Annotated in this window: 19 protein-coding genes and 2 tRNA genes; 15 read left to right on the top strand and 6 right to left on the bottom strand. The window is 67.4% G+C overall.

Annotation, left to right across the window (positions count from 1 at the left end; all coding sequences use genetic code 11):
• Nucleotides 1-32 precede the first annotated feature (32 nt).
• From ACFWZU_RS06775 to ACFWZU_RS06750, 6 genes are all read left to right on the top strand, one after another.
• On the top strand, nt 33-473 hold the full coding sequence (locus ACFWZU_RS06775; RefSeq protein ID WP_439700646.1) for a cytochrome c-type biogenesis protein: 441 nt from the start codon (nt 33-35) through the stop codon (nt 471-473).
• Nucleotides 470-1,501 (top strand): tetratricopeptide repeat protein, encoded by a 1,032-nt coding sequence (locus ACFWZU_RS06770; protein ID WP_439700645.1) that lies wholly within the window; start codon nt 470-472, stop codon nt 1,499-1,501. Before ACFWZU_RS06775 ends, ACFWZU_RS06770 begins: the two co-directional genes overlap by 4 nt.
• Nucleotides 1,498-2,643 carry a homoserine O-acetyltransferase MetX gene (metX, locus tag ACFWZU_RS06765; RefSeq protein WP_439700644.1) on the top strand — a complete coding sequence of 382 codons (1,146 nt, stop codon included), beginning with the start codon at nt 1,498-1,500 and terminating at the stop codon, nt 2,641-2,643. Before ACFWZU_RS06770 ends, metX begins: the two co-directional genes overlap by 4 nt.
• 76 nt (nt 2,644-2,719) lie before the next feature.
• On the top strand, nt 2,720-3,301 hold the full coding sequence (locus tag ACFWZU_RS06760) for a cysteine dioxygenase (RefSeq protein ID WP_439700643.1): 582 nt from the start codon (nt 2,720-2,722) through the stop codon (nt 3,299-3,301).
• A gap of 24 nt (nt 3,302-3,325) precedes the next feature.
• Nucleotides 3,326-3,411, top strand: a tRNA-Leu gene (locus ACFWZU_RS06755).
• A 221-nt stretch (nt 3,412-3,632) separates the two neighbouring features.
• Nucleotides 3,633-4,337, top strand: a complete 705-nt coding sequence (locus ACFWZU_RS06750; RefSeq protein ID WP_439700642.1) for a hypothetical protein — start codon at nt 3,633-3,635, stop codon at nt 4,335-4,337.
• Between the two features lie 30 nt (nt 4,338-4,367).
• Here ACFWZU_RS06750 and ACFWZU_RS06745 read toward each other — a convergent pair whose 3' ends face one another.
• From ACFWZU_RS06745 to ACFWZU_RS06730, 4 genes are all read right to left on the bottom strand, one after another.
• Nucleotides 4,368-5,954, bottom strand: coding sequence for an MASE1 domain-containing protein (locus ACFWZU_RS06745; RefSeq protein ID WP_439700641.1), 1,587 nt, complete (start codon nt 5,952-5,954; stop codon nt 4,368-4,370).
• Between the two features lie 227 nt (nt 5,955-6,181).
• Nucleotides 6,182-6,556 (bottom strand): response regulator, encoded by a 375-nt coding sequence (locus ACFWZU_RS06740; protein ID WP_439700640.1) that lies wholly within the window; start codon nt 6,554-6,556, stop codon nt 6,182-6,184.
• A gap of 10 nt (nt 6,557-6,566) precedes the next feature.
• Nucleotides 6,567-6,809 carry a hypothetical protein gene (locus ACFWZU_RS06735; RefSeq protein WP_439700639.1) on the bottom strand — a complete coding sequence of 81 codons (243 nt, stop codon included), beginning with the start codon at nt 6,807-6,809 and terminating at the stop codon, nt 6,567-6,569.
• 163 nt (nt 6,810-6,972) lie between these two features.
• Nucleotides 6,973-8,913: an SUMF1/EgtB/PvdO family nonheme iron enzyme gene (locus ACFWZU_RS06730; RefSeq protein ID WP_439700638.1), complete on the bottom strand. Its 1,941-nt coding sequence runs from the start codon at nt 8,911-8,913 to the stop codon at nt 6,973-6,975.
• Between the two features lie 113 nt (nt 8,914-9,026).
• On the opposite strand from ACFWZU_RS06730, the gene ACFWZU_RS06725 reads away from it, so the two are divergent.
• The gene (locus tag ACFWZU_RS06725) at nt 9,027-10,142 is read left to right on the top strand and encodes a ribonuclease D (protein ID WP_439700637.1); all 1,116 of its coding nucleotides are present in this window, start codon (nt 9,027-9,029) and stop codon (nt 10,140-10,142) included.
• 87 nt (nt 10,143-10,229) lie between these two features.
• Nucleotides 10,230-10,305, top strand: a tRNA-Ala gene (locus ACFWZU_RS06720).
• Nucleotides 10,306-10,447: 142 nt separating this feature from the next.
• Here ACFWZU_RS06720 and ACFWZU_RS06715 read toward each other — a convergent pair.
• Together ACFWZU_RS06715 and ACFWZU_RS06710 are read right to left on the bottom strand one after the other, a co-directional pair.
• Entirely contained in the window at nt 10,448-10,621 is a 174-nt protein-coding gene (locus ACFWZU_RS06715) for a hypothetical protein (RefSeq protein ID WP_439700636.1), read from the bottom strand.
• A gap of 84 nt (nt 10,622-10,705) precedes the next feature.
• The gene (locus ACFWZU_RS06710; RefSeq protein ID WP_439700635.1) at nt 10,706-12,322 is read right to left on the bottom strand and encodes an alpha-glucosidase family protein; all 1,617 of its coding nucleotides are present in this window, start codon (nt 12,320-12,322) and stop codon (nt 10,706-10,708) included.
• Nucleotides 12,323-12,910: 588 nt separating this feature from the next.
• Here ACFWZU_RS06710 and ACFWZU_RS06705 point away from each other — a divergent pair.
• The 7 genes from ACFWZU_RS06705 to ACFWZU_RS06675 all read left to right on the top strand — a co-directional run bounded on the left by ACFWZU_RS06705 (nt 12,911) and on the right by ACFWZU_RS06675 (nt 26,670).
• Complete coding sequence (locus tag ACFWZU_RS06705) at nt 12,911-15,706, top strand: TonB-dependent receptor (RefSeq protein WP_439700634.1); 2,796 nt, start codon at nt 12,911-12,913, stop codon at nt 15,704-15,706.
• Between the two features lie 331 nt (nt 15,707-16,037).
• The gene (locus ACFWZU_RS06700) at nt 16,038-17,468 is read left to right on the top strand and encodes an alpha-amylase family glycosyl hydrolase (RefSeq protein ID WP_439700633.1); all 1,431 of its coding nucleotides are present in this window, start codon (nt 16,038-16,040) and stop codon (nt 17,466-17,468) included.
• 287 nt (nt 17,469-17,755) lie between these two features.
• A complete protein-coding gene (locus ACFWZU_RS06695) occupies nt 17,756-20,092 on the top strand; it encodes a glycoside hydrolase family 31 protein (RefSeq protein ID WP_439700632.1) in 2,337 nt (778 codons plus the stop codon).
• A gap of 108 nt (nt 20,093-20,200) precedes the next feature.
• Nucleotides 20,201-22,372: a Six-hairpin glycosidase-like protein gene (locus ACFWZU_RS06690; protein WP_439700631.1), complete on the top strand. Its 2,172-nt coding sequence runs from the start codon at nt 20,201-20,203 to the stop codon at nt 22,370-22,372.
• Nucleotides 22,373-22,472: 100 nt separating this feature from the next.
• Nucleotides 22,473-23,957 (top strand): MFS transporter, encoded by a 1,485-nt coding sequence (locus ACFWZU_RS06685; protein ID WP_439700630.1) that lies wholly within the window; start codon nt 22,473-22,475, stop codon nt 23,955-23,957.
• A 30-nt stretch (nt 23,958-23,987) separates the two neighbouring features.
• On the top strand, nt 23,988-25,670 hold the full coding sequence (locus tag ACFWZU_RS06680) for an alpha-amylase family glycosyl hydrolase (RefSeq protein WP_439700629.1): 1,683 nt from the start codon (nt 23,988-23,990) through the stop codon (nt 25,668-25,670).
• Nucleotides 25,663-26,670 carry an alpha/beta hydrolase gene (locus ACFWZU_RS06675; protein ID WP_439700628.1) on the top strand — a complete coding sequence of 336 codons (1,008 nt, stop codon included), beginning with the start codon at nt 25,663-25,665 and terminating at the stop codon, nt 26,668-26,670. The genes ACFWZU_RS06680 and ACFWZU_RS06675 overlap by 8 nt, the downstream gene beginning before the upstream one ends.
• Nucleotides 26,671-26,710: the final 40 nt, after the last annotated feature.

Below are 26,710 nucleotides of genomic sequence, written 5' to 3'. Positions count from 1 at the left end.
CATCCGGGTCGCGCCCAAGGGCGCTCCTACAGATGCTCTTCGCGTTGTTCTTGGCCTTCTCCAGCGCGGCAAACGCCCAGGCCATCGATCCGCTGCCCTTCAAGGATCACGCCCAGGAAGTCCGCTTCCAGAACCTCACCCGCCAGTTGCGTTGCCTGGTCTGCCAGAACGAGAACCTGGCCGACTCCAACGCCGACCTGGCGCGCGACCTGCGCCATGAGGTGTTCGGGCTGATGCAGCAGGGCAAGACGGACGACCAGATCAAGCAATACCTGGTCGATCGCTATTCCGACTTCGTGCTGTACGACCCACCGGTGAAACCCTCCACCTGGCTGCTGTGGTTCGGCCCTGTGCTGTTCCTGCTGATGGGCGGCACCCTCGTGCTGGTGACCATCCGCAAACGCGGCCGCGCGGCGCGCATCGACAGCCGGCTGGTCGACAACGCCACGATCGAACAAGGGGACGATTGGTGAAGCTCGCGTTCTACCTGATCGCTGCCGTGATGATCGCGGCGGCGCTCGCTCTGCTGATCTGGCCGCTGGTGCGGCATGGCCGCCGCCAGGGCCGTCCGGGCAGCCTGTTCGCGCTCGTGCTGGCGGTCGCCTTCGTGGTTCCCCTGTCGGCCGGCGGGCTGTACCTGCTGGTCGGCACGCCGGTGGCGCTGGACGGCGTGACGGCCCAGCCGAGCATGGACATCGACAAGGCGGTCGCGGAGCTGCGTGACCACCTCGAGCAGCAGCCGGACGACCTCCAGGGCTGGATGTTGCTGGCGCAGACCGAGGCCGCGCTGCACCAGAACGCGCAGGCGCGCGATGCCTACGACCAGGCGCTCCGACTCGATCCGAAGAACGGCGCGGCGATGGTCGGCTGGGCCGAGGCCGACTCCATGGTGCGCGACGACCACAAGATCGAAGGCCGCGCACTCGACCTGCTCAAGCAGGCCGTACAGGCGGACCCAGCCAACCAGCGTGGCCTCTGGCTGCTCGGCATCAGCCAGTTCCAGCACGAGGACTATGCCGCTTCGGCTGCCACCTGGCGCCGCCTGCAGCCACTGCTGGAGCCCGGCTCCAACGTGGCCAGGGCGGTCACCGAACAGATCGCCGTGGCCGAGGCGCGTGCCGGTGGCAAGCCGGCCTCCGCCGCCAGCGCCGAGGAACCCCATCTCACGGTGCAGGTCCAGCTTGCCCCCGCGCTGCGCGGCAAGCTCAAGCCCGGTGCTGCCCTGTTCGTCTACGCGCGCGCGGAACAGGGGCCACCGATGCCGCTGGCCGTGGCACGGCTGGACGCCTCCCGGCTGCCGGCCACGGTCACCTTGACCGACGCGATGGCAATGGCACCGCAGTTCAAGCTCTCTTCGGCGGACAAGGTGTTCGTCGGCGCGCGGGTCAGCGCCAGCGGCCAGGCCATCGCCCAGAGCGGCGACCTGGAGGGTGATGCGGGCGTGGTCCCGGTGGACCGGGCCGACCCGGTACGGATCGTCATCGACAAGGTCCACCCATGACCACGGAAGCCCCCGACGCCCGCCGCTATCACGTCCTGCCCTCGCCGTTCGCGATGAAGCGGGGCGGCCAGTTGCACGGGGCGCGGGTGGCGTACGAAACCTGGGGGCAACCGGATGCGGCCGGCGCCAATGCCGTGCTGATCCTCACCGGCCTTTCGCCCAGCGCGCATGCGGCGTCCAACGCGCAGGACCCGAGCCCCGGCTGGTGGGAAGGGATGCTCGGCCCCGGCAAGGCGATCGACACCGATCGCTGGTTCGTCATCTGCGTCAACTCGCTGGGTAGCGACAAGGGCTCGACCTGCCCCGCCTCGATCGACCCGGCCACCGGCGAGCCCTACCGCCTGGCGTTTCCCGAGTTGTCGCTGGAGGACGTCGCCAACGCCGCCTTCGAGGTTGTGCGGCACGGCCTGGGCATCGAACGCCTCGCCTGCCTCATCGGCTGCTCGATGGGCGGCATGGGCGCACTGGCCTACATGGTCTTGCATCCGGGCAGCGTGCGAGCGCACATCAGCGTCGATACCGCGCCGCAGGCGCAGCCTTTCGCGATCGCCATCCGCTCGCTGCAGCGCGAGGCGATCCGGCTCGACCCCCAGTGGAACGGTGGCGACTACGACATCCATCTGGAGAGCGGCCACGACGGCGAGGGCGGTCGCTATCCCGAAATGGGCATGAGCATCGCGCGCAAGCTGGGCGTGATCACCTATCGATCGGCGATGGAGTGGAACGGCCGCTTTGCCCGCATCCGGCTCGACCCGGAGAAGCGCGAAGACGAACCGTTCGGTTTCGAGTTCCAGGTCGAGTCCTACCTGCAGGGGCACGCCCAGCGCTTCGTCCGCAGCTTCGACCCCAATTCCTACCTCTATCTGTCACGCGCCAGCGACTGGTTCGACATCGGCGAATATGGCGGCGGCGACATCATGGAAGGCCTGAAGCGCATCCATATCGAGCGCGCGCTGGTGATCGGCGTCAGCACCGACATCCTGTTCCCGCTCGAACAGCAGGAACAGATTGCCACCGGCCTGTCCGCCGCCGGTGCCGACGTGGAATTCGTGGCGCTCGACTCACCGCAGGGCCACGATGCGTTCCTGGTGGACATTCCCAACTACAGCCGCGCCATCGGCGGCTTTCTTGCCCGTCTGTGAATTCCTGACGGGTCCGTCTCGGCCGGCTAACAGCCGTGCGCTAAACTCGGCGTGAAGTCGCACCGCGAGAATCCCCATGCTCACCACGGAATTTCCCGGATGCCGCGAGCTGATCGATGCGATCGATCATGCCGTCGGCATGGAAACCACCTTCGCCGTCACCGACACCCTTCGCAATGGCCTGTGCAAGCTGATGCGCAGCGGCGCGGTCAAGCTGCCCGATTGCGTGTTCGAGACCGCCGAGGGCCGCTACGCCCGGCGCGAGCTCTACCGCAGCGAGAAGCACGGCTACTGCGTGGTGGCGATGACCTGGGGGCCGGGCCAGGGCACACCGATCCACGACCATTGCGGCATGTGGTGCGTCGAGGGCGTATGGAGCGGCGCGCTGGAGGTGGTGCAGTACGAGCGCCTCGCCGACGAGAACGGCCACTGCCGCTTCCAGCCGGTCGGCTCGATCCAGGCCGGCCCGGGCTCGGCCGGCAGCCTGATCCCGCCCCACGAGTACCACACCATCCGCAACCCGAGCGAAGACGCGATCGCCGTCAGCCTGCACATCTACTCCGGCAACATGACCCGCTGCGCGATCTTCCAGCCGCTGTCGGAAGACCACTGCTATGAACGCTGCGAGCGCCAGCTGGGGCTCGACCCGGTGCACTGAGCCGGGCATAATTCGCTTTCTTGTGCCGGTGTGGCGGAATGGTAGACGCGGCGGACTCAAAATCCGCTTCTGGCGACAGAGTGTAGGTTCGAGTCCTATCACCGGTACCAATCATAGGTTCAGGCGCCACCCCTGAACCGCATCGCCCGCCAGGGGCGATTTCGGTAGACAAGCAGCGCTCTTTTTCGGCATCAGGTCATCCATGACGATGTTGCCGAATGCGCGTGCCTCTCTTCAGTTAACCCCTTGAACCCGTTCTCAAACAAATCACTCCTGACTGCTAGAGTGATATTGCTCATTAGCGAGCAACTTTCAACAAGGGGATATGGACATGAGTATCTTGCTGTCTCGACGCGCCGTTTTTGCCAGCTTGGTGGCCCTAGGTCTTTCGACCACTGCCATGGCTGCCCAGCCGCTCACTACCGGGCTGGGTCAGGCTTGGCCCAATACGCAAGATCTGAGTTCGAGTACGCATTGGCACGTCTATGCGTTTACCAGCGATGGCGTGAAGTACATCCAGGTTAATGATCTCAACGGCAACGTCCGCGGCGCCATCGCCGCCGCCAATGGCCAGTTCCTGGTCCTCCCAATGGGACGCGATGCCCGGCGCATTTCGACGCCGCAGAAGGTAGCCACGCTATCCAGTACCGTCGTGCCGCTGCCGGCACACGCCGAACTGGTGTACCGCGACCGCGGGATCAGCCTGGTCGCGGTGCCGGTCAGCGATGGTACGGTCCTGTTCCAGGCCAGCAACAATAACTCGGCCACGCGCGCTCCTTGTGACCCGGACAAGGAAGACTGCAACACGCATCTGACTGCGCCCATGACGTCGAGCCTGGCTGCGCCGTCATGCGACCCTGACAAGGAAGACTGCAATACGCACCTGACAACGAACACCACCTCGACGCTTATTGCTCCGTCCTGCGATCCCGATAAGGAAGATTGCAACACGCATCTGAGTGCGACCACCGTTTCAACCCTGGCCGCGCCTTCCTGCGATCCCGACAAGGAAGACTGCAATACCCACGTCCGGTAATAAAAAAACCGCCGAAAGGCGGTTTTTTTGTCAGGCAAGCTCAGGCTCGAAAAGTATCAGGCTCAATCGCTGCCCGTTCCCGGCTGGACGCAAGCGCACCTTGCCGCCAAAAATCATGGCCCGGTCCTTGATGGCCCCGAGGCCCAGACCACTGCCACCGAGCACCGGAAGGACCTCGTCCCAACGGACCCGGCCCAGGTGCTCGTAATCGACCCGGCTGTCCACGCGAAGTACGGCCCACCGGCGCCCCGCAAACGCGCCACAGCGCAGCTGGACTTGCAGGTGGCTGATGTCCCGGCTCGCGCAAGCGAGGGCCACCGCTTCGACGGCCAGGCGGTAAAGGGCAATGTGGATCCCCGTGGAAAGCTCGCGCAGCCCGGCTTCGCGGATACGGCACCAGTAGACCATGCCGGCTTCGTCCAGTGCGCGCGGTATCGACCCTTCGCGTAGTGCCGCCGGAAGGCCGCGTTCGCCCCATGTCAGCGGATACAGCGAGTCGGCCAGGCGATAGATGCGGTGCTGGGTAATTGCCGCGTGGCGGTAATAACTGCGCTCGTCGGTTCCGGGCAAAAGACAGCGCAGGCGGCCGAGCAGTTGGGTGTAGGAGGCCTGGACGGCACTGCTCACCTGTTCCAGCGCATGGGAGGTCTGACGTAACTGCAGTTCGCCCAGATAAACATTGCGTTGGGCGACCGCCAGTGCGAGGCGAGCATCGGCCCTCTCGCGCTCTTCGCCCTCTCGCAACGCCGCAATCCGGGCTGCCAGCATAAACATGGTGGTAACGGTGAATGCCACGAAAACCTGTGCGTGAAGCGTTTCGTTGTCACGGTGGAACGGCATGGCGAGGACGACAGCAACGCTCGCCGCGCTGCCGCCGACCGCAGCTCCGCGCCAGCCATGGCGAAGGGAAAGCCAAGCGACCGGAAGAAACATCGCCATACGCGCCTCTTGGGTAGCCGGGCCGGCAGCACCGGAAGCCAGCCACACCAGCAGCGCGAGGGCCGGCACCAGCAAACAGGCGGTTTCCATCGCCAGGCGGCTGTCCGGCAGCCGCCTCAGGAACTGACGCAGACCGACAACGTGCAGGTCTTCGCGCACCAGCAGGACCAACGGGGTCAGCGTCAGCACGCCAATGTAATTGCCGATGAAATAGCGGGCTGCGGTCGCCTGATATTGGATAACTTCGTCCGGCCGGGTGTGCATCAGCACGAGCGTGCCCATGTTCACCGTCGCCCAGATCAGGGAAGCGCACAAGGTGGCCAACAGGAACACACTGATGTTCGTCCTGTTGTGCACTCCAAAGATGCGGCCGGCGCCGCGACACCACCGGACCAGCGGCATCGAGAAGAGCATCGGCGGGATCATGAAGAAACTGGCCCAGAGCCAACCGAACCGGTCTGCGCATTCGATGCCGACGTACGCCAGTGACGCCGCTTCGCCTACCAGCAGCGCGGGCCAGTACCGGTAGGGCACAAGCAGCAACGCGCTGAACCGCAATCCGGCAAACGGGGCCCAATGGGAGAAAGACAATTGCCGCACGAGCCCGTAAACCACGGCATATGCGATGGCCACGGCCAGATGGCGTAACCAGATGTTGATCCCCGACTTCTTCGGCATGTCCCTTCCCCTTGCCGTACTCCGGGGTCCCGCCCCCGGGCAGATATCCCGTCAAGCAAACAAACCTGCGTGAACAGCCAGGCGCTTGCCTGCGGCATGTTACCGCAGGGTCAAGCCGCTGTGGCGGTCGCGGGAACAGCCAGACGCAAGGCACGCGCAGGTGTACGCTGACTGGCGTGTCCGGTCACGCCTCAGGGCTGTGGCGCCCCGCGGCGGAAGCGGATGGCTCAGCAGGAGTAGGACGACGCCAGCTCCGCCACCATCCGGAACAGGTCGTTGCGGTGGAAGGGTTTTTGCAGCGTGGGACGGTCTTGCCAGGGTTCGCGCAGTCCGTGGGCGCCGTATCCGGTGGCGAAGGCGAACGGGATCTCGCGCGCTGCCAGCGCTTCGGCCACCGGGTACACCTCATCGCCGCCAACGTTCACGTCGAGAATCGCCAGGTCGATGGTTTCGTTGCGGGCGGCCTCGACGGCCTGATCGATCCGCGCCATCGGGCCGATGATGGTGTGACCGGCCTCCGAGAGCATGTCTTCCAGCAGCATGGCCACCAGCATCTCGTCTTCGACCAGCAGGATCCGCCAGGGGCCGGACGTCTTTTCCATTGGGGGCTACCTATTGCACCAGAGTCGTGGAGTCCGGATCGGCCAGTTCGTACCAGCTGCCGTCGCTCTCCTGCACCCGCACAGGCGGGTGTTGCAGGCCCCAGGCACGCGCCAGCTTGGCACGCACCCGGACGGCCGCCGAGATCGCCTCGGCGCGCGTGGGATACGTCCCCACCCGGGAGGCCTCGCCCCTCACGATCCAGGGAGCCTCACCGCTGAACGGCACGAACAAGCTGACGGTTTCCGGATTCATTGCGCCCTCCCCCCGGAAGGCTCCGCCCGCCGGGATCCGGCAGCAGCGCGCATACCGCTGGCCGGACATGCAGTCTTGCAGATGTCGCGTGGCTTGGATAGGCCGTCGTACGCCTTGGCGGGCCCGGACCCCGGCCATGGCGGCATCCTCTTCAGGCGCGTGTCTACAGTTCGCGAACGACGCGGAAACCCACGCGTGCGCTGCGCACCCGGCCGTCCGCGCCCTGCCGGTACGCCGAGCGCACCTGGTCGGGCGAGCTGCCCCACGAACCGCCCCGCACGACGTGCACGCTGCAACCGGGATTGAGCCAGGCGCTGCCGTCCACAGGCGCGCGTACGTAGTTGTCATGCCAGCAGTCGGCGACCCATTCGGAGACGTTGCCGTCGATGTCGTACAGTCCGAAGGGGTTGGCCATGAAGCTCGCTGCCGGGGCCGGTCCCCAATAACCGTCCCGATAGCTCGGGAAGGCGTTGCTCCAGCGGCGTCCGCTGGGTGAGCGGTCGCCACTGCCGGTGAGGTTTTCCACCTTGCGGGTGGGTGCCCGCCCGCCCCACCAGAAGCGGGTCTGGGTGGCGCCGCGCAAGGCGTACTCGAACTCGGCCTCGCTCGGCAGGCGGTAGTGCTTGCCGGTGCGCTCGCCGAGCCAGGCGGCGTAGGCCCTGGCATCGCGCCAGGAGACGTTGACCACCGGCAGGTCGTCCGCTGCCGGGCGGCCCGCGTAGTCGTCCTGCCAGGTGGCGTTGGAGTCATCGCGGAGCACACCGCTGCGCTCGTCGTACACGCTGGCGCCACCCAGCCTGACCGAGTCGGGCTGATAGCCGCTGGCTCGCACGAACTCGCGGAACTGGCCCACCGTCACCTCGGTGCGCGCCATGGCGAAGCCTTTGTCCAGCGCGACCTGGTGGGCGGGCGTCTCTGCGTCGGTGGCGTCTTCCTCGCCCTCGGGCGCACCCATGCGGAAGCTGCCGGTGGGGATCACCACCATCGCCGGCGTGTGCCCCGGAAGATCGACGAAGCGGTCGCTGAACACCTGCCCCGGCTTGTAGCTGGCATACAGGCGGGCGTTGGTGAGCTGCTGCTGGAACGCGTCGATGCCTTTCAGGTCAGGCTGCAGGGCCTGCGCCTGTCCGGCGAGGCGCTGTGCCAGGTCCAGGTTGCCGGCGTCCAGCGCCGAGCGCGCCTGCGCCAGCAGCCCGCTGGCGCGCTGACGGCGGATGCCTTCGACGCGGTTGCGCACGTCCACCAGTTGCTGCGAGCCGGGACGGATCGTGTCCGCTTCGGCCAGCGCGCGGTCGGCGGCGGCAAAATCGTTCTGCGCCACCGCCGCGAGGGCACGATCCAGCACGGCGCGCTGCACCTGGAAGATGCCCTGCTCGGCCATGGCGTTCTGCGGATCGAGCGCCTGCACCTGGCGATAGAGGTCCAGCGCGCTGCCCCCCTGCGGCTGGTCGGCCTTGCCCTGCTGCAGCAGCGAGGCGGCCTGGACCAGCATCGGGCGGACCCTGGCAAGCGTCTCCAGGTTCTGCTCCAGCTGCGCAACGTCGCCCGCCGTGTTCGGAAGGCCGCGCAGACCATCCAGGAGATCCTTCGCGGAATCGGCATCGCCGACCGCAATGTCCTGGCCGATCTGCGCCACCAGCTGCGCGCGCACCTGATTCAGGCCTTGCGCGGCCGCCCGGCTGTCGGGCTTGTCCTTCAACGCCTGCGCGTAGAGCGCGGCGGCACTGTCCTCTTCGCCGACCAGACGTCCGTCGTGCATGGCCTTGCCGGCACGCGCCAGCAACGCCTGCACCTCCGGCGTGTCGGCACTGAGCTGTTCGGGCAAGTGCTGGTTGCCCTTGCTCATCCGCGACGCAATCACCGCTGCCGGGGCCAGCGTGAGCGGCGGCCCGGCATCGATTTCGGCGTCCAGCGGGGTACGCGGTGCGCGCTGTCCGGCTGGGGTGGCCGCACCGGTCGAGGTCGGCCGGCGGGCGGTCATGGTCGCCGGGTCCACATGGAACACGCGGGGGAAAAAGTGATAGACCAGTGCCGCGCCGAGCACGAGTACGCCCAGTGCGCCACCGAGGGTGCGCTGGAGGCGGACGGTTTCGTTGCTCGGCATGGAGGTCCCAAGGCTGTTATCGTGCGCCGCTCACCTTATGGCAGGGCCGATGACAGGGCAATGCGCCTGGCGCTTCCCGAGGGCCCGCCGACCGACACCGAGGAAGTTTCTGCATGTCCGTGCCCACCGCGGCCGACGCCACATGGATCGACCGCCGCGACACGCTGGAGGCGTGGCTGGCCGAGTTGCCCGCCGATGCCGCGCTGGGCGTCGACACCGAATTCATGCGCCGGAACACGTTCCACCCGCAACTGGCGCTGCTGCAACTGGGGTGGAACGGCCGCTACGCGCTGGTCGATCCGCTCGCTTTCGATATCGGCAGCGCCCTGCGCCCGCGTCTTGCCACGGGGCCCATGGTTACGGTCATGCACAGTGCAGGCGAGGACCTCGAAGCCCTCGCACCGCTGCTGCCCCAAGGCCCCGGCACGCTGTTCGACACCCAGATCGCCGCCGCCTTCGTCGGCATGGGCCTCGGGCTGAGCTACCGCGCACTGGTCGCTGAGCTGATCGGCCCCGAGCTGGACAAGGGCGAGACCCGCTCGGACTGGCTGCAACGTCCACTGACCGAGTCACAGCGCCTGTACGCCACGCTCGACGTGGTCTACCTGGAGCCCGTGCACGCGCAACTCGCCGCGCGGCTCGCCGAGCGAGGCCGCACGGCATGGCACGCCGAGGACTGCGAGCGACTTAAGCGCCGCGCCGACACCCACGAAGGCGATCCGCAGCCGCACCGCAGCTTCCGCGCCGCCGCCGACTGGCCGCGCGCGCAGCAGGCCCTGTTGCGACGCATCCTGCTGTGGCGCGACCGCAGCGCGCGCACGCTGGACCGCCCGCGCTCCTGGCTGCTCGAGGACGCGCTCGCGCTCGACTTCGCGCAGAACCCGCCCTCGAGCGTGGCCGAACTGGACCAGCGCAGCCGCGGCCAGCGTGCGCTGCGCTCGCCACAGCGCGCCGAGCTCTTCGAGTTGATCCGGCCAGGCCCGGATGCAGAGGAACTCGCGGCCACCGCCGCGATCCCTGCACCCGTGCCGGGACCGGCGAAGAAGGCGCTGGCCGCGATGAAGGACACCGTCGATCGCCTCGCCGGCGAACTCGACCTGCCCGCCGGGTTGCTGTGCCCGCGCAAGGTGCTGGAAGAATGCCTCACCACCCGCGAGTGGCCGGAGTTCCTCGAAGGCTGGCGCCGCGACGTGCTGCACGGCCCGCTGTCCGCATTGCTCCCCGACTGACCGGCACGCGAAGCCCGCGGCACGCGACGAAGGCGGACAGGCTCTTGGCGAACGCCACGCGACGCTGCTAACATGCGCGGCTCGCGTGGGGTGGTAGCTCAGCTGGGAGAGCGTCGCGTTCGCAATGCGAAGGTCGGGAGTTCGATCCTCCTCCACTCCACCACTTGTTTCGATGAAAAAAGCCGCCTCACAAGGGCGGCTTTTTCGTGGTCTCCCCGTCCGCGGAACGCCAGCTGCGCCCCGGCCAAAATCTCAGCCGGCTACCGGTGCCGCGTCGGGTCGTCGATGATGCCCGGCATTGACTCCTACGGATGAACGAAGCCTTCCTCGCGCTTGGCCTCGCGATCGGCCTCCTTGGCATCGCGCGTTTCCTTGGCGTCGCGCTTTTCCTGCAGCTTGTGGTCCATGCGCGCGACGTCGGCGTCGTTGCGGTCGCCGGTGCCGTGCCGGTGCTGGGCGGTGGGCTTGGGATTGGGCATGTGATGGCTCCTGCTGGAAGGAACAGTCGCCAGACTACGCATCAGCCGCTCATCGTCGCGTGATGCCGCCTTGTTGCGGCAGGCTCAGGCCTGGCGCGCAAACACCACGCCGTGGGCGGGCAACTGCAGCCGCCCACCCGCGAAGCTGCCTTCCGGGAGCCCGTGACCGTCGATGGCATGCCAATGGCCGTTTAGCGCCAGATCGGCTTCGCACGCGTGTGCGCCCAGGTTGAACGCAACCAGCACGGTCTCGCCGCCGTGGCTGCGGGTGAAGGCGAGCAACGGTTCGGGCGCGTCGAGGAAAAGAATGTCGCCCCAGCGCAGCGCGGGCTGTTCCCGCCGCCAACGCAGGACCCGGCGGAAACCGTGCAGCGCGGACGCCGGGTCGTCCTCCTGCTGCGCCACGGCCAGCGCGCGATGCTCCTCCGGCACCGGCAGCCACGGCTCGCCATCGGTGAAACCGGCATGCGCCTGGTCGTTCCAGGGCATCGGCGTACGACAGCCGTCGCGTCCCTTGAACTGCGGCCAGAAAGCGATGCCGTAGGGGTCTTTCAGCGATTCGAAAGGCACGCTCGCTTCGGTCAGGGCCAGTTCCTCGCCCTGGTAGATGCATACCGACCCGCGCAACGAACAGACCAGAGCCGTGAAGAGATTGGCGAGCGCGGCGGTCGGCCGCGTCCTCCCCCAGCGGCTGAGCACGCGCTCGACGTCGTGGTTGGAGATCGCCCAGCACGGCCAGCCTTCGCGCATCTGCGCCTCCAGCTGCTGCACCGTGCCGCGGATGTGGGCGGCGCTGAAATCGTCGGTGAGCAGTTCGAAGCTGTAGCCCATGTGCAGGCGGCCCGCTTCGGTGTACTCGGCCATCGTCGCCAGCGAGTCCTCGGAGGAAATCTCGCCCAGCGCCACCGTCCCGGGGTAGCGGTCGAGCAGCGCGCGCAACTCGGCCAGGAAGGCAAGGTTCTCCGGCTGCGTGTTGTTGTACCAGTGGTACTGGAAGGCGTACGGGTTGTCCGGACTGAAGCCTCGCCCGACCCGATGTTCCTTGGGCTTGGGCGGGTTGTCGCGCAGTTGCGCGTCATGGAAGCAGAAGTTGATCGCGTCCAGCCGCAGGCCGTCCACACCGCGCTCCAGCCAGAAGCGCACGCAGTCGAGGATCGCCGCGCGCACGTCCGGGTTGTGGAAGTTGAGGTCCGGCTGCGATGCCAGGAAGTTGTGCAGGAAGTACTGGCCGCGCCGCGGCTCCCATTGCCAGGCGCCGCCACCGAAGATAGACAGCCAGTTGTTCGGCGGCGTGCCGTCTTCGTTCGCATCGGCCCACACATACCAGTCGGCCTTGGGGTTGTCGCGACTGGACCGGCTTTCCTGGAACCAGGCGTGGTCGACCGAAGTGTGGCTCAGCACCTGGTCGATCATCACGCGGATGCCCAGGCCGTGCGCCTTGGCCAGCAGACGGTCGAAGTCCTCCAGCGTGCCGAACATCGGATCGACGTCGCAGTAATCGGCGATGTCGTAGCCGTAGTCGGCCATCGGCGACTTGAAGAAGGGCGATATCCAGATCGCGTCGACACCGAGGCTCGCCACGTAATCGAGCTTTTGGATGATCCCCGGCAGGTCGCCCACGCCGTCGCCGTTGGTGTCCAGGAAGCTGCGCGGGTAGATCTGGTAGGTGACGGCGCCGCGCCACCACTGTTGCATCTGCATGACTTGGATTCCGCGCTCACTGGGGCACCGCGCGTACTGGACGCGCTGACGGTGGCCGGCAGCTTAAAGGCGAGCCGCACGGTATCGGCCCGCCCTGCATACGTATTCATGAGATCGCTCGGCGCGGCGACGGCAAGACGGTTGATGCATTGCGTCATCAGTTCGCGGACCATTCGCGCTGGACTCCGCCAGGACGGTGTTCCAGCGATATTGCATCGCAATAAACAGGCCTCCGGATGTGCGGAAAAAGCCCCGACAACCGGAGCCGCTGGACGGCTACGCCGGCTCGGGAACCGGCATGCGTGCCCCTCGAGTTCCGCGGCGCACCAATGCATTGGGACAAGCAACCATGCGCCTGGTACTGCGATGGTCGCCTTCCTCTTGCGCATCGCACCACCAGGTTCGCCCGAAACCGCCGGTTCGCCACGGCCGCTGCAGCCACCCATGAATACGTATGCATCTTTGCGCTTGGGGCCATAACCCGGGACTAACATCCGGCCCCGAAGGGAGTAGCACCCAAGCCAGGCCTGCCTGGTGGGGTGAACAAGCTCCCAGGGGTGTCAAAACGATTTTCACGGGGAGAGCTTCATGTTGAATTTCAAGCGCAATCTGCTCAGCGCTGCATTGGCTTCGAGCTTGCTGATGGCGGCGAGCGCCGCCGCAGCTGCCCAGTCGGCGGACCAGGCGTCGCCCTCGCAAAGCGACACGGCGAACCCGGGCGCGCAGAAGAACGATTCGAAGAAAAAGCAGGATGCGGTGACGCTGGGCGTGATCCAGGTCAGCGGCTTCGCCCAGAGTATCCAGACGGCCGTGTCGGCCAAGCAGAACTCCGACGAAATCGTCGAGGCGATCTCGGCCGAGGACATCGGCAAGCTGCCCGACGTCAGCATCGCCGAATCGATCGCCCGCCTGCCGGGCATCTCGGCACAGCGCGTAGCCGGTCGTGCCCAGGTCATCAGCGTGCGCGGCCTGTCGCCGGACTTTGCGACCACCCTGCTCAATGGCCACGAGATGGTCAGCACGGGCGACAACCGCAGCGTCGAGTTCGACCAGTACCCGTCCGAGCTGATCAGTGGCGTGACCGTCTACAAGACGCCCAAAGCCAGCCTGATCGGCCAGGGCCTGTCCGGCACGCTGGACATGCATACCGCGCGTCCCCTGGACTACGACAAGAGCGTCACCGTGCTGGGCGTGCGCGGCCAGCACAATTCGCTGGGCGCGGCGGGCGGCGAGAGCGCCTTCGGCAACCGCATCAACGCCAGTTACATCGGCCAGTTCATGGACCACCGCCTGGGCATCGCGCTGGGCTTCGCGCATTCGAAGACCCCGACCCAGGAGAACCAGGTCGGCCTGTACGAGCCGTGGGAGCAAGTCGGCGAAGACTGGCGGCCGGGCGTGGCGGCCGGCACGTGGTACTCCGAAGGCATCAAGGCACTCCGGCGCACCGGCTACACCAAGCGCGACGGCATGATGGCCACCGTGCAGTGGCAGCCCAACGACACCTGGACCAGCACGCTGGACCTGTTCCATACCAAGGCGACCCAGAAGGACACCGCGAACCAGTTCGAGGTGAACCTGGGCGACTACAACGGCGGCTACGGGCGCATCCAGGTCACCGATCCGCAGGTCAACGGCAACGGCACCTTCACCGGGGGCACGGCGGCCAACCTGTACCCGCTGGTGCGCGGCATGTACAACGAACGCCACGACACCATCAACGCGGCCGGCTGGAACAACCTGTTCAACGTGGGCGACGTGACCCTGGTCGCCGACCTGAGCTACTCCAAGGCCAAGCGCAACGAGGTGAACCTGGAGAACAACACCCAGCTGGTGCCGGCGCCGCAGCTGGACACGCTGCACCTGAGCTACCACGGCGACGACTTCTCGCAGCTCGACCCGTCGCTGGACTACTCCGATCCGAGCCAGCTCTACCTGCGCAACACCATCTACGGCTCCGGCTACGGCAAGACTCCGCGCGTCACCGACGAGCTGAAGAGCGCCCGCGTCGGTGCGACGATTCCGCTGCCGGACAGCGTGGCGTCGGTGTTGCCGGACATCGAGGTGGGCGTCAATTACGCCGACCGCAACAAGAGCAAGCACCAGCCCGAAGGCAACATCAACGTCGGCGCGCAGGGCGACACCCCCATCGCCAGTGACCTGCAGTACGGCCTGGTCGACCTGGGCTTTGCCGGCGTCGGCCTCATCCCGGCGTGGAACGTACCGGGTGCGGTGGCCCGCTACATGACCTTCGAGCCGAACGAAGACCAGTCCTATCTCATCTCCAAGGCGTGGACGCTGAACGAGAAGATCACCACCGCCTACGCGATGGCGGACATCGACACGGTGTGGGGCGTTCCCGTCCGCGGCAACGTGGGCGTGCAGGTCCAGCGCGCCGACCAGTCCTCGACCTCGCGCGTGTTCAACGGCACGCAGCCGGTCGGCAGCCAGATCCAGCCGGTGTCCGGCGGCAAGACCTATACCGACGTCCTGCCCAGCCTGAACCTGGCCTTCTCCCTGACCGACAACCAGATGCTGCGTGTGGCGCTGGCCAAGCAGGTCGCCCGCCCGCGCATGGACGACATGCGCGCCTCGCTCGACTTCGGCATCGACACGGCCACCGGCAAGCCGGGCGCAAGCGGCGGCAATCCGCGACTGGACCCGTGGCGCGCCAACGCCTTCGACCTGTCGTGGGAGCGCTACTTCGGCACGACCGGCTACGTGGCTGCCGCGTTCTTCTACAAGCAGCTGACCAGCTACATCTATACCCAGACGCGCGACGGCTACGACTACTCCTCGCTGGTGGCAGGCTACGTCCCGCCGGCCGGTTCGCCGCCCGCGCTGACGACCGGCACCTTCACCGCGCCGGAAAACGGCAAGGGCGGCACGCTCAAGGGCCTGGAGCTTTCCGCCTCGGTCCCGTTGAATGTCATCACGCCCGCGCTCGACGGCTTCGGCATCCTCGCCAGCGCCAGCTTCAACAAGAGCAACATCTCGATCCGCTCGCCGGAGAACGCCACCAGCGTCGGTAGCGGCCCGATCGACCTGCCTGGCCTGTCCAAGCGGGTCTACAACCTGACGGCCTACTACGAGAAGAACGGGTTCGGTGCGCGCATCAGCGAACGCAAGCGCTCGGACTTCATCGGCGAGATCGGCAACTTCAACGGCAACCGCACGCTGCGTTACGTCGTCGGCGAGAACATCTTCGACGCCCAGGTCGACTACACGTTCGCCGAAGGCAGCAAGCTCGAGGGCTTCAGCGTGCAGCTGCAGGCGAGCAACCTGACCAACGCGCCGTACCGGACTTACGCGGGTACCAAGGACCGCCCGCTCGAATACATCGAGTGGGGCCGGACGTACCAGCTCGGCGTGACGTACAAGTTCTGAAGTCGATAGCTGCACCTCCCCAAACCTGCCGGTTCGCCGGCAGGTCTTTTTTTGGGGCAGTCCGCTACACGGGTTTGCCGCAGGCACGCGCCTATCGTCCGTGAGTGCGAGGTCCGGGGTGGTGCCGGTCGTATGGTCAGACCGCCCCGGTGCCGCCACCAGCAGGAGCTTCATGCCGATCCGACGCACCCCGCTCATTTCGCTGCTTGCTTGCGCTTTATGCCTGGCCGGCTGCGCGTCTTTGCCGGCGGCTCACCCGGTGGACACCGGAGCGACGCCTTTGCCGCCCGCCTCGACCGGCCAGCCCCCGGACCGGTCCAGGGGCTCGGGCGTGTGGTACGAGATCTTCGTGCGTGCCTGGTACGACAGCGATGGCGACGGAATCGGCGATCTGGGCGGCGTGACCAGCAAGCTGGACTACCTGAAGTCGCTTGGCGTCGACGGCATCTGGCTGATGCCGATCCATTCCTCGCCCAGTTATCACGGCTACGACGTCACCGATTACCGCGCGATCAATCCCCAGTACGGGACGCTCGCCGACTTCCATCGATTGGTCGATGCGGCCCATGCGCGAGGCATCCGCGTGATCTTGGACCTGGTGGTCAACCACACCAGCGACCAGCACCCGTGGTTCCTCGCCGCCCGGGATCCGGCCGATCCGCACCACGCCTGGTACACCTGGGCCGGGCCGCGCGCCGCGCTGCAGGCGACCAGCGCCACCGGCGGGCCGGCCTGGCACGCCCTGGGCAAGCAGCATTACCTGGGCACCTTCACCGGCGCGATGCCCGATCTGGACTTCGACACGCCGGCCGTGCGCGAGGCGATCGACGACGTGGGCCGATACTGGCTCGCGCAGGGCGCGGACGGTTTTCGCCTGGACGCGGCACAGCACGTCTACTACGACTTCGCCTCGCAGAAGAACGATCCGGCCGTCCTGCGCGAGAACCTGGCATGGTGGTCGTCCTTCCACCGCGCCATGAAGCAGGCGGACCCGGATGTGTACCTGATCGGCGAGGTCACGCGCGAGGAACCCAGGGAGCTCGCTCCATGGTTCGGCCCGCTGGATGCGGTGTTCGATTTCCCGCTGGCCAGCCAGCTCGTCGCCAGCGCGCGCAATGAACGCGCGGGAGCGCTGGGCGCCCTGCTCCGGCACATCGCGGTGTCGATACCTGCCGGCCGGGATGCACCGTTCCTTTCCAACCACGACCAGGAACGGGTGATGAGTCAGCTCGAGGGCAACGCGCAGCACATGCGCATGGCCGCCGCGATGCTGCTCACCTTGCCCGGCGAACCCTTCATCTATTACGGCGAGGAACTGGGCATGCGTGGACGCAAGCCCGATCCCGACCTGCGCGAACCGATGCGCTGGCACCGCGATCCGGGCGGCGCGGGCCAGAGCCGCTGGAAGCGGTTCACCGCCGGTGACGGCGCCGACGTCTCGGTGGATGCACAGCAGGACGATGCGAACTCGCTGCTGGCCTGGTACCGCACGCTGATCGGCTGGCGCCGCGAGCTGCCCGTACTGCGCAAGGGGTCGCTGAGCGTTCCGGTCGTCCCCAGTCCCTCCCTCGCCACCTGGGAACTGGCCGGCGCCGGCGACGACGTGCTGGTCGTGCACAACCTTTCGCACCGGCCGCAGACACTGAAACTTGCCGGTACGCTCGCGCACTTCAGCCGGGTGCGCCTGGCCAGCGTGGCCGATGCGCGCATCGATGCCGGCACGTTGCGATTGCCCGCCTACGCCTCGGTGGTGCTCCAGTGAGGTCCGTGTCCGTGCCGCTGCTCCGGGCGTCTACGGAGGGTGAAAACCCTGCGGCGCGCGGTACGGATGAGTCCGTTTTTCTGTCCGCCCCGCGCACGTCTGGATCGTGCGCTGCACCATCGGAAAACCGCGCCATGTCAAGAATGAATACGTATGCATACGGGTGTCGCGATGCGCGCACTGGCCCCTACTATGGGTCCGGTTCCGGTCGCCTGCACGCGCTCTTCACAAAGCTCAAGCGCGCGTCGATGGGGCCGATCACGTTGTTCGTTGTCGGAGTATCGCTGGTGTCCCCCTCTTCCGCTGCTGCATCGCTTTCCCAGGCCCGGGCGCACGCTGCGCTGGCCAGCCCCGCTTCCATCACGCCGGCGGCGCCGGGCTTCGATATCCCGCTGGGTGCCGATACGGTTCGTGTCGAACTGACGGCGCCCGCCACGCTGCACGTGCAGTTCCGCAAGGCCGGCCACGCGGCGGCGCCGACGATCGTGATCGATCCGGCCCTGCAGGCAACGAGCCGGCCCGGCGCCGACGTATCCCACGACACGAACGGCGCCCGGCTGCACTCCGCGCAGCTGGAAGCCGTGTGGGACAAGGAACACGGCGAGCTGCGCATCGGCGTGCCGGGTCAGGCGCCGTTGCTGCGCCAGTTCGCGCTGCCCTCGCTGGCCCACGGCCGCCTGAGCCTGATCCACGCCAAGGGCGAGCCGATGTACGGCATCGGCGGCTTCGACGCCACCGAGCCGGCCACCGCCGGCCTGCTGCGCGACGGCTACCGTCCGGTCACCGCCGGTGAGCAGGGCCACGCCGGCGCACCGTTCGTCTGGACCACCGCGGGCTACGGCGTACTGATCGACGGCGTCGGCGGCCAGATCGCGCTGGGCGACACGCGCATCGACGCGCGCATGTTCGACGGCGGCCTGGACTATTACGTCTTCCTCGGCAACCCGCACGCGATCTTCGGTGCGCTGGCGCAGGTCAGCGGCCGCAGTCCGCTGTTCCCGAAGTGGGCGATGGGCTTTACCAACAGCCAGTGGGGCATCGACGAGAAGGAACTGCTGGACATCGTCCACGGCTACCGCGAGCGCCACATCCCGCTGGACAACTTCACCCTCGACTTCGACTGGAAGGCCTGGGGCGAGGACAACTACGGCGAGTTCCGCTGGAACGAACACAAGTTTCCCGACGGCGACAGCGGCAAGCTCAAGGCCCTGCTCGACGCCCAGGGCGTACACCTGACCGGCATCATGAAGCCACGCATTCACGTTGACACGGTCGAGGGCCGCGAGGCCACCGAACACGGCTACTGGCTGGCGCAGAGCGACCCGGCGCCGGACTACTTCTCCGGCAAGACCGTGCGCGAGCTCGACTTCGCCGATCCGGCCGCGCGCGAGTGGTTCTTCAATGCCGCGCTCCAGCACTCGTTTGAAACCGGCATCGTGGGCTGGTGGAACGACGAGGCCGACGACGTCGCCGTCGACCTGCAGCACATGGACATGCAGCGGGCGCTCTACGACGGCCAGCGCGCTATCTCCGACCAGCGCGTGTGGTCGCTCAACCGCAACTTCTACCTGGGTGCGCAGCGCTACGCCTACGGCATCTGGTCCGGCGACATCCGCACCGGCTTCGCTTCCATGGCCGGCCAGCGCCAGCGCATGCTGAGCGCGATCAACGTGGGTGCCATGCAGTGGGGCATGGACGGTGGCGGCTTCAAAGGCGGCACCCCGACGCCGGAGAACTATGCACGCTGGATCCAGTTCGGCGCGTTCACGCCGGTGTTCCGTGTCCATGGCGAACTGGGCCAGCACCGCCAGCCGTGGGTGTACGGTACGGATGCCGAAAAGGCCGCCAGCGCCGCGATCCGCCTGCGCCAGTCGCTGATTCCCTACATCTACAGCTACGAGCACAAGCGTCGGGCGACCGGCGTCGGCCTGGTCCGTCCGCTGCTGTTCGACTGGCCGAATGACGCCAACCTGCGCAACGACATCGATGCCTGGCTGTTCGGCGACAGCCTGCTGGTTTCGCCGGTGGTCGAGCAGGGCCAGACGGCCAAGCCGGTCTACCTGCCCGCGGGCGAGTGGATCGACTGGTTCAGTGGCAGGCACTACGCCGGCGGCCAGACCATCGAGCACGTAGCCGATGCCACGCACTGGAGCGACATCCCGCTGTACATCCGCGAAGGCGCCATCATCCCGGTCGCGCCGGTGATGGATTACGTCGGGCAGCATCCGCTCAGCGAGCTGGCGGTCGAGCTGTTCCCGGCCGACCACGCAACCGGTTTCGACTATTACGACGACGACGGCAAGACCTACGGCTACGAGCAGGGCGAATACTTCCTGCAGTCCATGCGGCTGGAAGCCCACGGGGACAGCGTGGCCTTCGCCATCGCCGCACCCCAGGGCAGCTACCAGCCGGCGCTGAAGTCCTGGTTGCTGAAGTTCCACGGCAAGCCCGCGCGCGCGGTTCGCAGCAACGGCCGTGTGCTGGAAGCCTTCGCCAGCGCCGATGCCCTGCGCGCCTCGGACGACGACGGCTGGGCCGTCGGGGAAGACCGTTTCGGCCCGGTGACCTGGGTACGCGTGGCCGCCGGCAAGGGCCAGACCGTCACGCTTGACGTGGTGAAGTAAGCCGAATATCGCTACCGGGGCCGCGCCCGCACGGCCCCGTCACCGCGGCACGCTTCCCACGGGAAGTGGCCCACGCACGTCCATGCCTGCAGGGAGCCTCCTACACCCATGCTGAGCCTTTTGCTGATGGCCTCGATGGCGACCGGCCCGAACCTTTCCGAAAAGCCTTGGCGCGAAGGCCTGGACTGGCATGGCGTCCACGTATCGATGCAGCGCGAACCCAACGACGGCTATCTGCTCCAATGGCCGACCGGCAAGCGCGTCATTCCCACGCCACCGTTCGAGGCCGCTACCGCCAGCCCGCTGTTCGACGGCCTCTACGCGATGGCGCAGGACGACCTCAAGCGGGACTCGGTGGGAGCCATCCGCGACGGCGCGTTCGACCACGGCCAGCCGATCCCCTGCCTGTGTTTCGAGACGGGCGAGAAGTGGCCCTACGTATGGACGCGCGATCTCTCGTACGCGATCGACCTGGGCCTGTGGCGCTTCGACCCTGCGCGCTCACGCAACGGACTGGACTTCAAGCTTTCCGGGGTACGCGTGCCCTCCGCGCCGCAGGGCCTGTACGTCATGCAGGACACCGGTTCGGGCGGCAGCTGGCCGATCAGCACCGACCGCATCGTGTGGTTCCTGGGCGCGCGGCACCTGCTGGACGACGCCGGCTTCGCGGCCAGGGTGCGCCAGGCGCTGGACGATACGCTGGCGCAGGACCGGCGGTACGCCTTCGACCCGGCGCTGGGCCTCTATCGCGGCGAAACCTCGTTCCTGGACTGGCGCGAACAGACCTATCCCGCCTGGACTGCCGATGACGTGGTGTTCATCGCGCAGTCCTTCGCGCTTTCAACCAATGTTCTGCACTACCAGGCGCTCGAGCTGGCGGCCGACCTGGCCGGGCGGCACGGCGACCGGCACGCAACCGATTACCGCGCGCAGGCCACGGCGCTGAAGGCGGCGATCAACGCGCACTTCTGGCGTGCCGATCGCGGCCTCTACATGAGCTACCTCGGCGGCGACGGCCTGCCGGTCGAGGCTTACGACCTGCTCGGCCTTTCGCTGGCGATCACCAGCGGCGTCGCCGATCCGGCGCGCGCGCGCCAGGCGCTGGCGAACTATCCGACCTGGGCCTCGGGCAGCCCGGTGATCTGGCCCGAGCGCGCCGACCAGCCGATCTACCACAACCGTGCGATCTGGCCTTTCGTCAGCGCCTACGCGCTGCGCGCGGCACGGGCAGTGGACGACCCGGCGCGCATCGCGCACGAGATCCGTTCGGTCGTCCGGGGCGCGGCGCTCGCCGGCTCCAACATGGAGAACTACGAGCTGCTGACCCAGGGCATCCACCTCGACGACGGCGCCCTCAGCGGCCCGGTGGTCAACTCGCCGCGGCAACTCTGGTCGGTGGCGGGTTTTCTCGACATCGCGATCGAGGGCGTTTTCGGCTTGACCGCCGATGGCCGCGTGGAGCCCAAGCTGCCGGTGTCGCTGGTCCCGACGCTGTTTGGCGACGCCGACCACATCGACCTGCAGTTGCGCGACCGCCGCATCACCTTGCGCCGGCCGCCCGCGCTGGACGGCAACCTGCTGGTGGCGGCCTCCTCACGTCAGGAACCGGACCACACGGTGGTGATGCTCAAAGCCATCAACGTTCCCGAGCAACCACTGCGTACCGACACGCCGCTGTACGCACCTGCCACGCCGGCCGCGCCCACGGTCCAGGCCGATGGCGATCACTGGCGCGTGCGCAGCCCGGGCAAGGGCGTGCTCTACGTCAACGGACGCCGGCATGGCGCGATCGACGGCAGCGCGACGCTCGCACGTAGCGACTCGCTGCAATGCATCCGTGTCACCCAGGTCGACGACCACGGCATCGAGTCGTTGCCCAGTCCCGAGGCGTGCGTGGGCGATCGCGCGAAGGTCGCCGGTGCCTGGCCGCGCCACTGGACCGCGCCGGCCAGCGGCCGCTATCGCGCCATGCTGGACTACGCCAATACCCAAGGCCCGATCAACACCGGCATCACCGCCGCGGTGAAGTGGCTGGTGGTCGATTGCGGCGACGGCAGCGTGCAGCGTCTGCCGCTGGTGATGCCGCACAGCGTCCGCCAGCAGCACTCCACCTGGGCCGACTTCACCGCGAAGGCCGGCGCACGCTGCCACTTCAGCCTGGAGGACGGCTTCAACATGAGCTACCTGCGCCACAACGCCCACTACACCGGTGGCGCGGGTGGTGACGCCGGAGCGCTCAATCACGCCGACGTCGGCGACCTGCTGATCGCGCCGCTTTGACCACGACCCACCGCAGGAGCGCACCCTTTGCGCGACCACCTTGCCAGCGGTCGCGCACAGGGTGCGCTCCTACCGAAACCCGCTGCTACGGAAGCCCCGGATGAGCAACAAACCCACCCTGTCCTTCTGGCAGATCTGGAACATGTGTTTCGGGTTCCTGGGCATCCAGTTCGGCTTCGCCCTGCAGAACGCCAACGTCAGCCGCATCTTCCAGACCCTGGGTGCGGACGTGGCGGACATTCCCATCCTGTGGGTGGCCGCCCCGCTCACCGGCCTGATCGTGCAGCCGATCGTCGGACACCTGTCCGACCACACGTGGAACCGGCTGGGCCGTCGCCGCCCCTATTTCCTGGTCGGCGCGATGCTCACCACGCTGGCGCTCATGTGGATGCCCAATGCGCCTTCGCTCTGGATCGCCGCCGGGCTGCTGTGGATCATGGACGCCTCGATCAACGTGTCCATGGAACCGTTCCGCGCCTTCGTCGGCGATCAGTTGCCGCCGCGCCAACGGCCGCTTGGCTATGCGATGCAGAGCTTCTTCATCGGCGTCGGTGCCGTGGTCGCCTCCGCCCTGCCCTGGCTGCTGGCCCGATCCGGCGTGGCCAATGTCGCACCCGCCGGCGGCGTGCCCGACACGGTGAAATACGCCTTCTATGCCGGCGGCGTCGTGCTGCTCGGCGCGGTGCTCTGGACGATCGCCACGAGCCCGGAATATCCGCCACGGCAACTGCGTGAACAGGCCGACCAGGCACCCGCCGACACGCCGGCCGACACCTCCGGCGCATGGCGCCTGGGCGCGCTGTTGCTGGCGCTGGGCGCCGCGCTGCTGTTCGCCATTGCCCACTTCGGACTGGAGAAGGAGCTGTACCTGCTGGGCGGCGGCCTGGCCGTGTTCGGGCTGCTGTTCGTCTGGGTCGCCTTCACCCGCAGCCGCGGCATGCCGCAGCAGGTGATGAGCGATCTGTACGGCATGCCGGCCCCGATGCGTCGGCTGGCCTGGGTGCAGTTCTTTTCGTGGTTCGCGCTGTTCGCGATGTGGATCTACACCACCCAGGGCGTGGCACAGAGCTTCTTCGGCAGCACGGATACCGCCAGCGCGGCGTACAACGAAGGGGCCAACTGGGCCGGCGTGCTGTTTGCGGTCTACAACGGCGTGACCGTACCGGCCGCCCTGCTGATCCCGTGGATGGTGCGCCGCTGGGGCCTGCGCATCAGCCACCTGGTCAACCTGTGCCTGGGCGGCGCCGGCTTGCTGTCGTTCGTGGTGCTGCACGACGCGCGCTGGCTCATCGCCTCCATGGTCGGCGTGGGTTTCGCCTGGGCTTCGATCCTGTCGCTGCCCTACGCGCTGCTGTCGGACAACCTGCCGGCGGCCAAGATGGGCGTGTACATGGGCATCTTCAATTTCTTCATCGTGATCCCGCAGCTGCTGGCCGCCAGCGTGCTGGGGCTGCTGCTCAAGACCTTCTTCCATGGCCAGCCGATCTGGGCGCTGGCGCTGGGCGGTGCCAGCCTGGTCGTCGCCGGCATCTGCACGCTGCGCGTGCGCGAGCCCGATCTTGCGCCCCTCGCCCAGGCCGCATAGGCAAGCCACCGGATTCCCCAAGGACGCAACATGAAACCCACCACCGTCATGGCCGCCCTGGCGCTGGCTCTCGGCGCCGGCATCGCCCACGCAGACAACGCGCCGCGCGAGTTCTACGGCACCGACGCGCCGTTCGCCGCCAACGCCATCTACTTCGTGATGACCGACCGCTTCGTCGATGGCGACCGGTCCAACGACCATCGCGACCAGGGTGGCGCGCACCGCACCTTCGACATCCCGGTGCCGGGCGCCCCCAAGGGCCAGAGTGCGAACATCGGCTACCTGGGTGGCGACTTCAAGGGCGTGCTGGACAACGCCGGCTACATCCGCGGCATGGGCTTCGGCGCGGTGTGGATCACGCCGATCGTGGACAACCCCGACCAGGCCTTCACCGGCGGCGACCCGGTGAGCTGGGGCTCGAAATTCACCGACCGCGGCAAGACCGGTTTCCACGGCTACTGGGGCATCAACTTCTACCAGCTCGACGAACACCTGCCGAGCAAGGACCTGGACTTCGCACAGTTCACCGCCGGCATGCACAAGGCCGGCCTGAAGGTCGTGCAGGACATCGTGCTCAACCACGGCTCGCCGGCGTTCACCATGCCGGTGCGCCAGCCGCAGTTCGGGCAGATCTTCGACGGGCACGGCAAGCTCATTGCCGACGAGCAGAACCTGCCGCCCTGGCAGCTGGACCCACGCCACAACCCGCTGCACCGCTTCTACCACGCGTACGAGGACCTGGCGCAGCTGTCCAACAACGACGAGTCCGACCCGGCGGTGCTGGACTACTTCACCGGCGCGTACCTGAAGTGGATCGGCCAGGGCGCGGATGCGTTCCGCATCGACACCATCAGCCACATGTCGACCGCGTTCTGGCGACAGTTCTCCGCGCGCATCCGCGCGAAGCACCCCGGTTTCTTCATGTACGGCGAGGCGTTCGACTACAGCCCCGACAACATCGGCAAGTACACCTGGGCCAGGAACGGCGGCATCAGCCTGCTCGACTTCCCGCAGCAGGGCGCGATCAAGGCGGTGTTCGAGCACCCCGGGAGCGACTACGCGCTGCTGCAGTCGAAGCTCTACCTGACCAACGGCCCGTACGCCAACCCGTATGAACTGGTCACCTTCTACGACAACCACGACATGGCGCGCATGGACGCCAGCGACCAGGGCTTCATCGACGCCAACAACTGGCTGTTCACCACCCGCGGCATCCCGGCGGTCTACTACGGTTCGGAAACGGGCTTCGAGCGAGGGCGTGCAGAACACGAGGGCAATCGCAACTATTACGGCCAGGCGCGCATCGACGCGGCGGACAAGAGCCCGATCTACCGCCAGCTCAGGCGCATTGCCAACCTGCGTGAGCGCACGCCGGCACTGCAGCGCGGGCTGATGCTGGTCGAACACATGGGTGGCGACCAGGCGGCGTTCTATCGCGTGTACCAGAGGGCCGGCGCGCACCAGATCGCGCTGGTGTTGCTCAACAAGGGCGACAAGCCTGCCCGGTTCCATGTGACGAGGTACCTGCAGCCGGGCCGCTGGCAGGGGGCGCTGTGTGGTGCGGCAGTCGACGTGGCGGCGGGCGGCGCGCTGGACGCGAACGTGGCGCCGCACGACGTGGCGGTGTACCTGCTGGACGCCCCAGCCACCCGCGCCGACCTCGTCGCCGAGCTGACGCGCCTGATGAGCGACAAGAGCCATCCGGATGAATGACTGCCTTGCAGGGTGGGTTTCAGCCCACCGCCCGTCGACGTACCGTGCACGGTGGGCTGAAGCCCACCCTACGCGGTTCCAGGCGGCTTGGTGGCTCGCCCTGCTCCTGCTGCTTCCCTGCGCGGCACGCGCGCAGGCGCAGAGGCTCGAGCTGGAGAGCCCGGCCTTCGCGCCCGAGCGCATCCACGTCACGGTCTACCTTCCGCCCGGTTACGCGAACTCGACCGACCGCTACCCGGTGCTGTATGCCAACGATGGCCAGGACATGCAGGCGGTCGGGCTGCAGGCGACGCTCGCGAGGTTGTATGACGAGCAAGCGATCGAGCCGGTCATCGTCGTCGCCATCGACATGCTGCAGGATCGTGCCAGCGGCTACGGGCTTTCCGATCGCAAGCGAGGGCAAAGCGTGGTCGGCGGATCGCGGATCGGGGCGATCGGCCTGAGGGCTGCCGACTACTCATCCTGGGTTGCCACCGCACTGGTGCCCTACGTCGACGCGCACTACCGCACCCGCGCCGACGCCGGCCAGCGCACGGTGATGGGTTGGTCGCTGGGCGCGCTCAACGCGTTCAACCTGGGCTGGGAATACCCCGACGTGTTCGGCAAGGTCGGCGCCATGTCGCCGTCGTTCTGGCTGGCGGGCGATCGCAGCGATGCGGCGGCCGTGCAACGCACCCGACTGGCGCAGGCGATGGTCGATCGCGGCCCACGGCGCAAGGGGCTGAAGTTCTGGTTCGCCGCGGGAACGGCCGAAGAGACGAACGATCGCGACCATGATGGCGTGATCGACGTGATCGACGATCTGCAAGACCTCGTGGATGGCTATCGCGGCGATGGCGTGCAGCGCGGTGGCTTGCGCCAGCTTGGCTATGTCACCACGGGCCCGGATGCCGACGTGACGGTGTTCCTGCTGCCGGGAGGGCATCACCAGCAGGCGTCATGGGCAAAGATGTTGCCGGTGTTCCTGCGGTGGGCGTTTCCGCAACCTGCCCGGCCGTAACTTCCCGCGAGTCCCGGTCCTCATCCTTAGGCCTCTCCCC

This window comes from Frateuria sp. GZRR33 (assembly GCF_051900425.1).
Classification (GTDB): Bacteria; Pseudomonadota; Gammaproteobacteria; order Xanthomonadales; family Rhodanobacteraceae; genus Frateuria_A.
The sequence above is the reverse complement of the archived record's forward strand: the minus strand, read 5'-3'. Positions and strand labels throughout refer to the sequence as shown.

What these genes read in the sequence shown, in the direction of transcription:
- ACFWZU_RS06705 (WP_439700634.1), top strand. Translation starts at nt 12,911, where the DNA reads ATGTTGAATTTCAAGCGCAATCTGCTCAGCGCTGCATTGGCTTCGAGC.
- ACFWZU_RS06675 (WP_439700628.1), top strand. Translation starts at nt 25,663, where the DNA reads ATGAATGACTGCCTTGCAGGGTGGGTTTCAGCCCACCGCCCGTCGACG.
- ACFWZU_RS06725 (WP_439700637.1), top strand. Translation starts at nt 9,027, where the DNA reads ATGTCCGTGCCCACCGCGGCCGACGCCACATGGATCGACCGCCGCGAC.
- ACFWZU_RS06750 (WP_439700642.1), top strand. Translation starts at nt 3,633, where the DNA reads ATGAGTATCTTGCTGTCTCGACGCGCCGTTTTTGCCAGCTTGGTGGCC.
- ACFWZU_RS06775 (WP_439700646.1), top strand. Translation starts at nt 33, where the DNA reads ATGCTCTTCGCGTTGTTCTTGGCCTTCTCCAGCGCGGCAAACGCCCAG.
- ACFWZU_RS06715 (WP_439700636.1), bottom strand. Translation starts at nt 10,621, where the DNA reads ATGCCCAATCCCAAGCCCACCGCCCAGCACCGGCACGGCACCGGCGAC.
- ACFWZU_RS06745 (WP_439700641.1), bottom strand. Translation starts at nt 5,954, where the DNA reads ATGCCGAAGAAGTCGGGGATCAACATCTGGTTACGCCATCTGGCCGTG.
- ACFWZU_RS06760 (WP_439700643.1), top strand. Translation starts at nt 2,720, where the DNA reads ATGCTCACCACGGAATTTCCCGGATGCCGCGAGCTGATCGATGCGATC.
- ACFWZU_RS06730 (WP_439700638.1), bottom strand. Translation starts at nt 8,913, where the DNA reads ATGCCGAGCAACGAAACCGTCCGCCTCCAGCGCACCCTCGGTGGCGCA.
- ACFWZU_RS06735 (WP_439700639.1), bottom strand. Translation starts at nt 6,809, where the DNA reads ATGAATCCGGAAACCGTCAGCTTGTTCGTGCCGTTCAGCGGTGAGGCT.
- ACFWZU_RS06690 (WP_439700631.1), top strand. Translation starts at nt 20,201, where the DNA reads ATGCTGAGCCTTTTGCTGATGGCCTCGATGGCGACCGGCCCGAACCTT.
- ACFWZU_RS06680 (WP_439700629.1), top strand. Translation starts at nt 23,988, where the DNA reads ATGAAACCCACCACCGTCATGGCCGCCCTGGCGCTGGCTCTCGGCGCC.
- metX (WP_439700644.1), top strand. Translation starts at nt 1,498, where the DNA reads ATGACCACGGAAGCCCCCGACGCCCGCCGCTATCACGTCCTGCCCTCG.
- ACFWZU_RS06685 (WP_439700630.1), top strand. Translation starts at nt 22,473, where the DNA reads ATGAGCAACAAACCCACCCTGTCCTTCTGGCAGATCTGGAACATGTGT.
- ACFWZU_RS06740 (WP_439700640.1), bottom strand. Translation starts at nt 6,556, where the DNA reads ATGGAAAAGACGTCCGGCCCCTGGCGGATCCTGCTGGTCGAAGACGAG.
- ACFWZU_RS06710 (WP_439700635.1), bottom strand. Translation starts at nt 12,322, where the DNA reads ATGCAGATGCAACAGTGGTGGCGCGGCGCCGTCACCTACCAGATCTAC.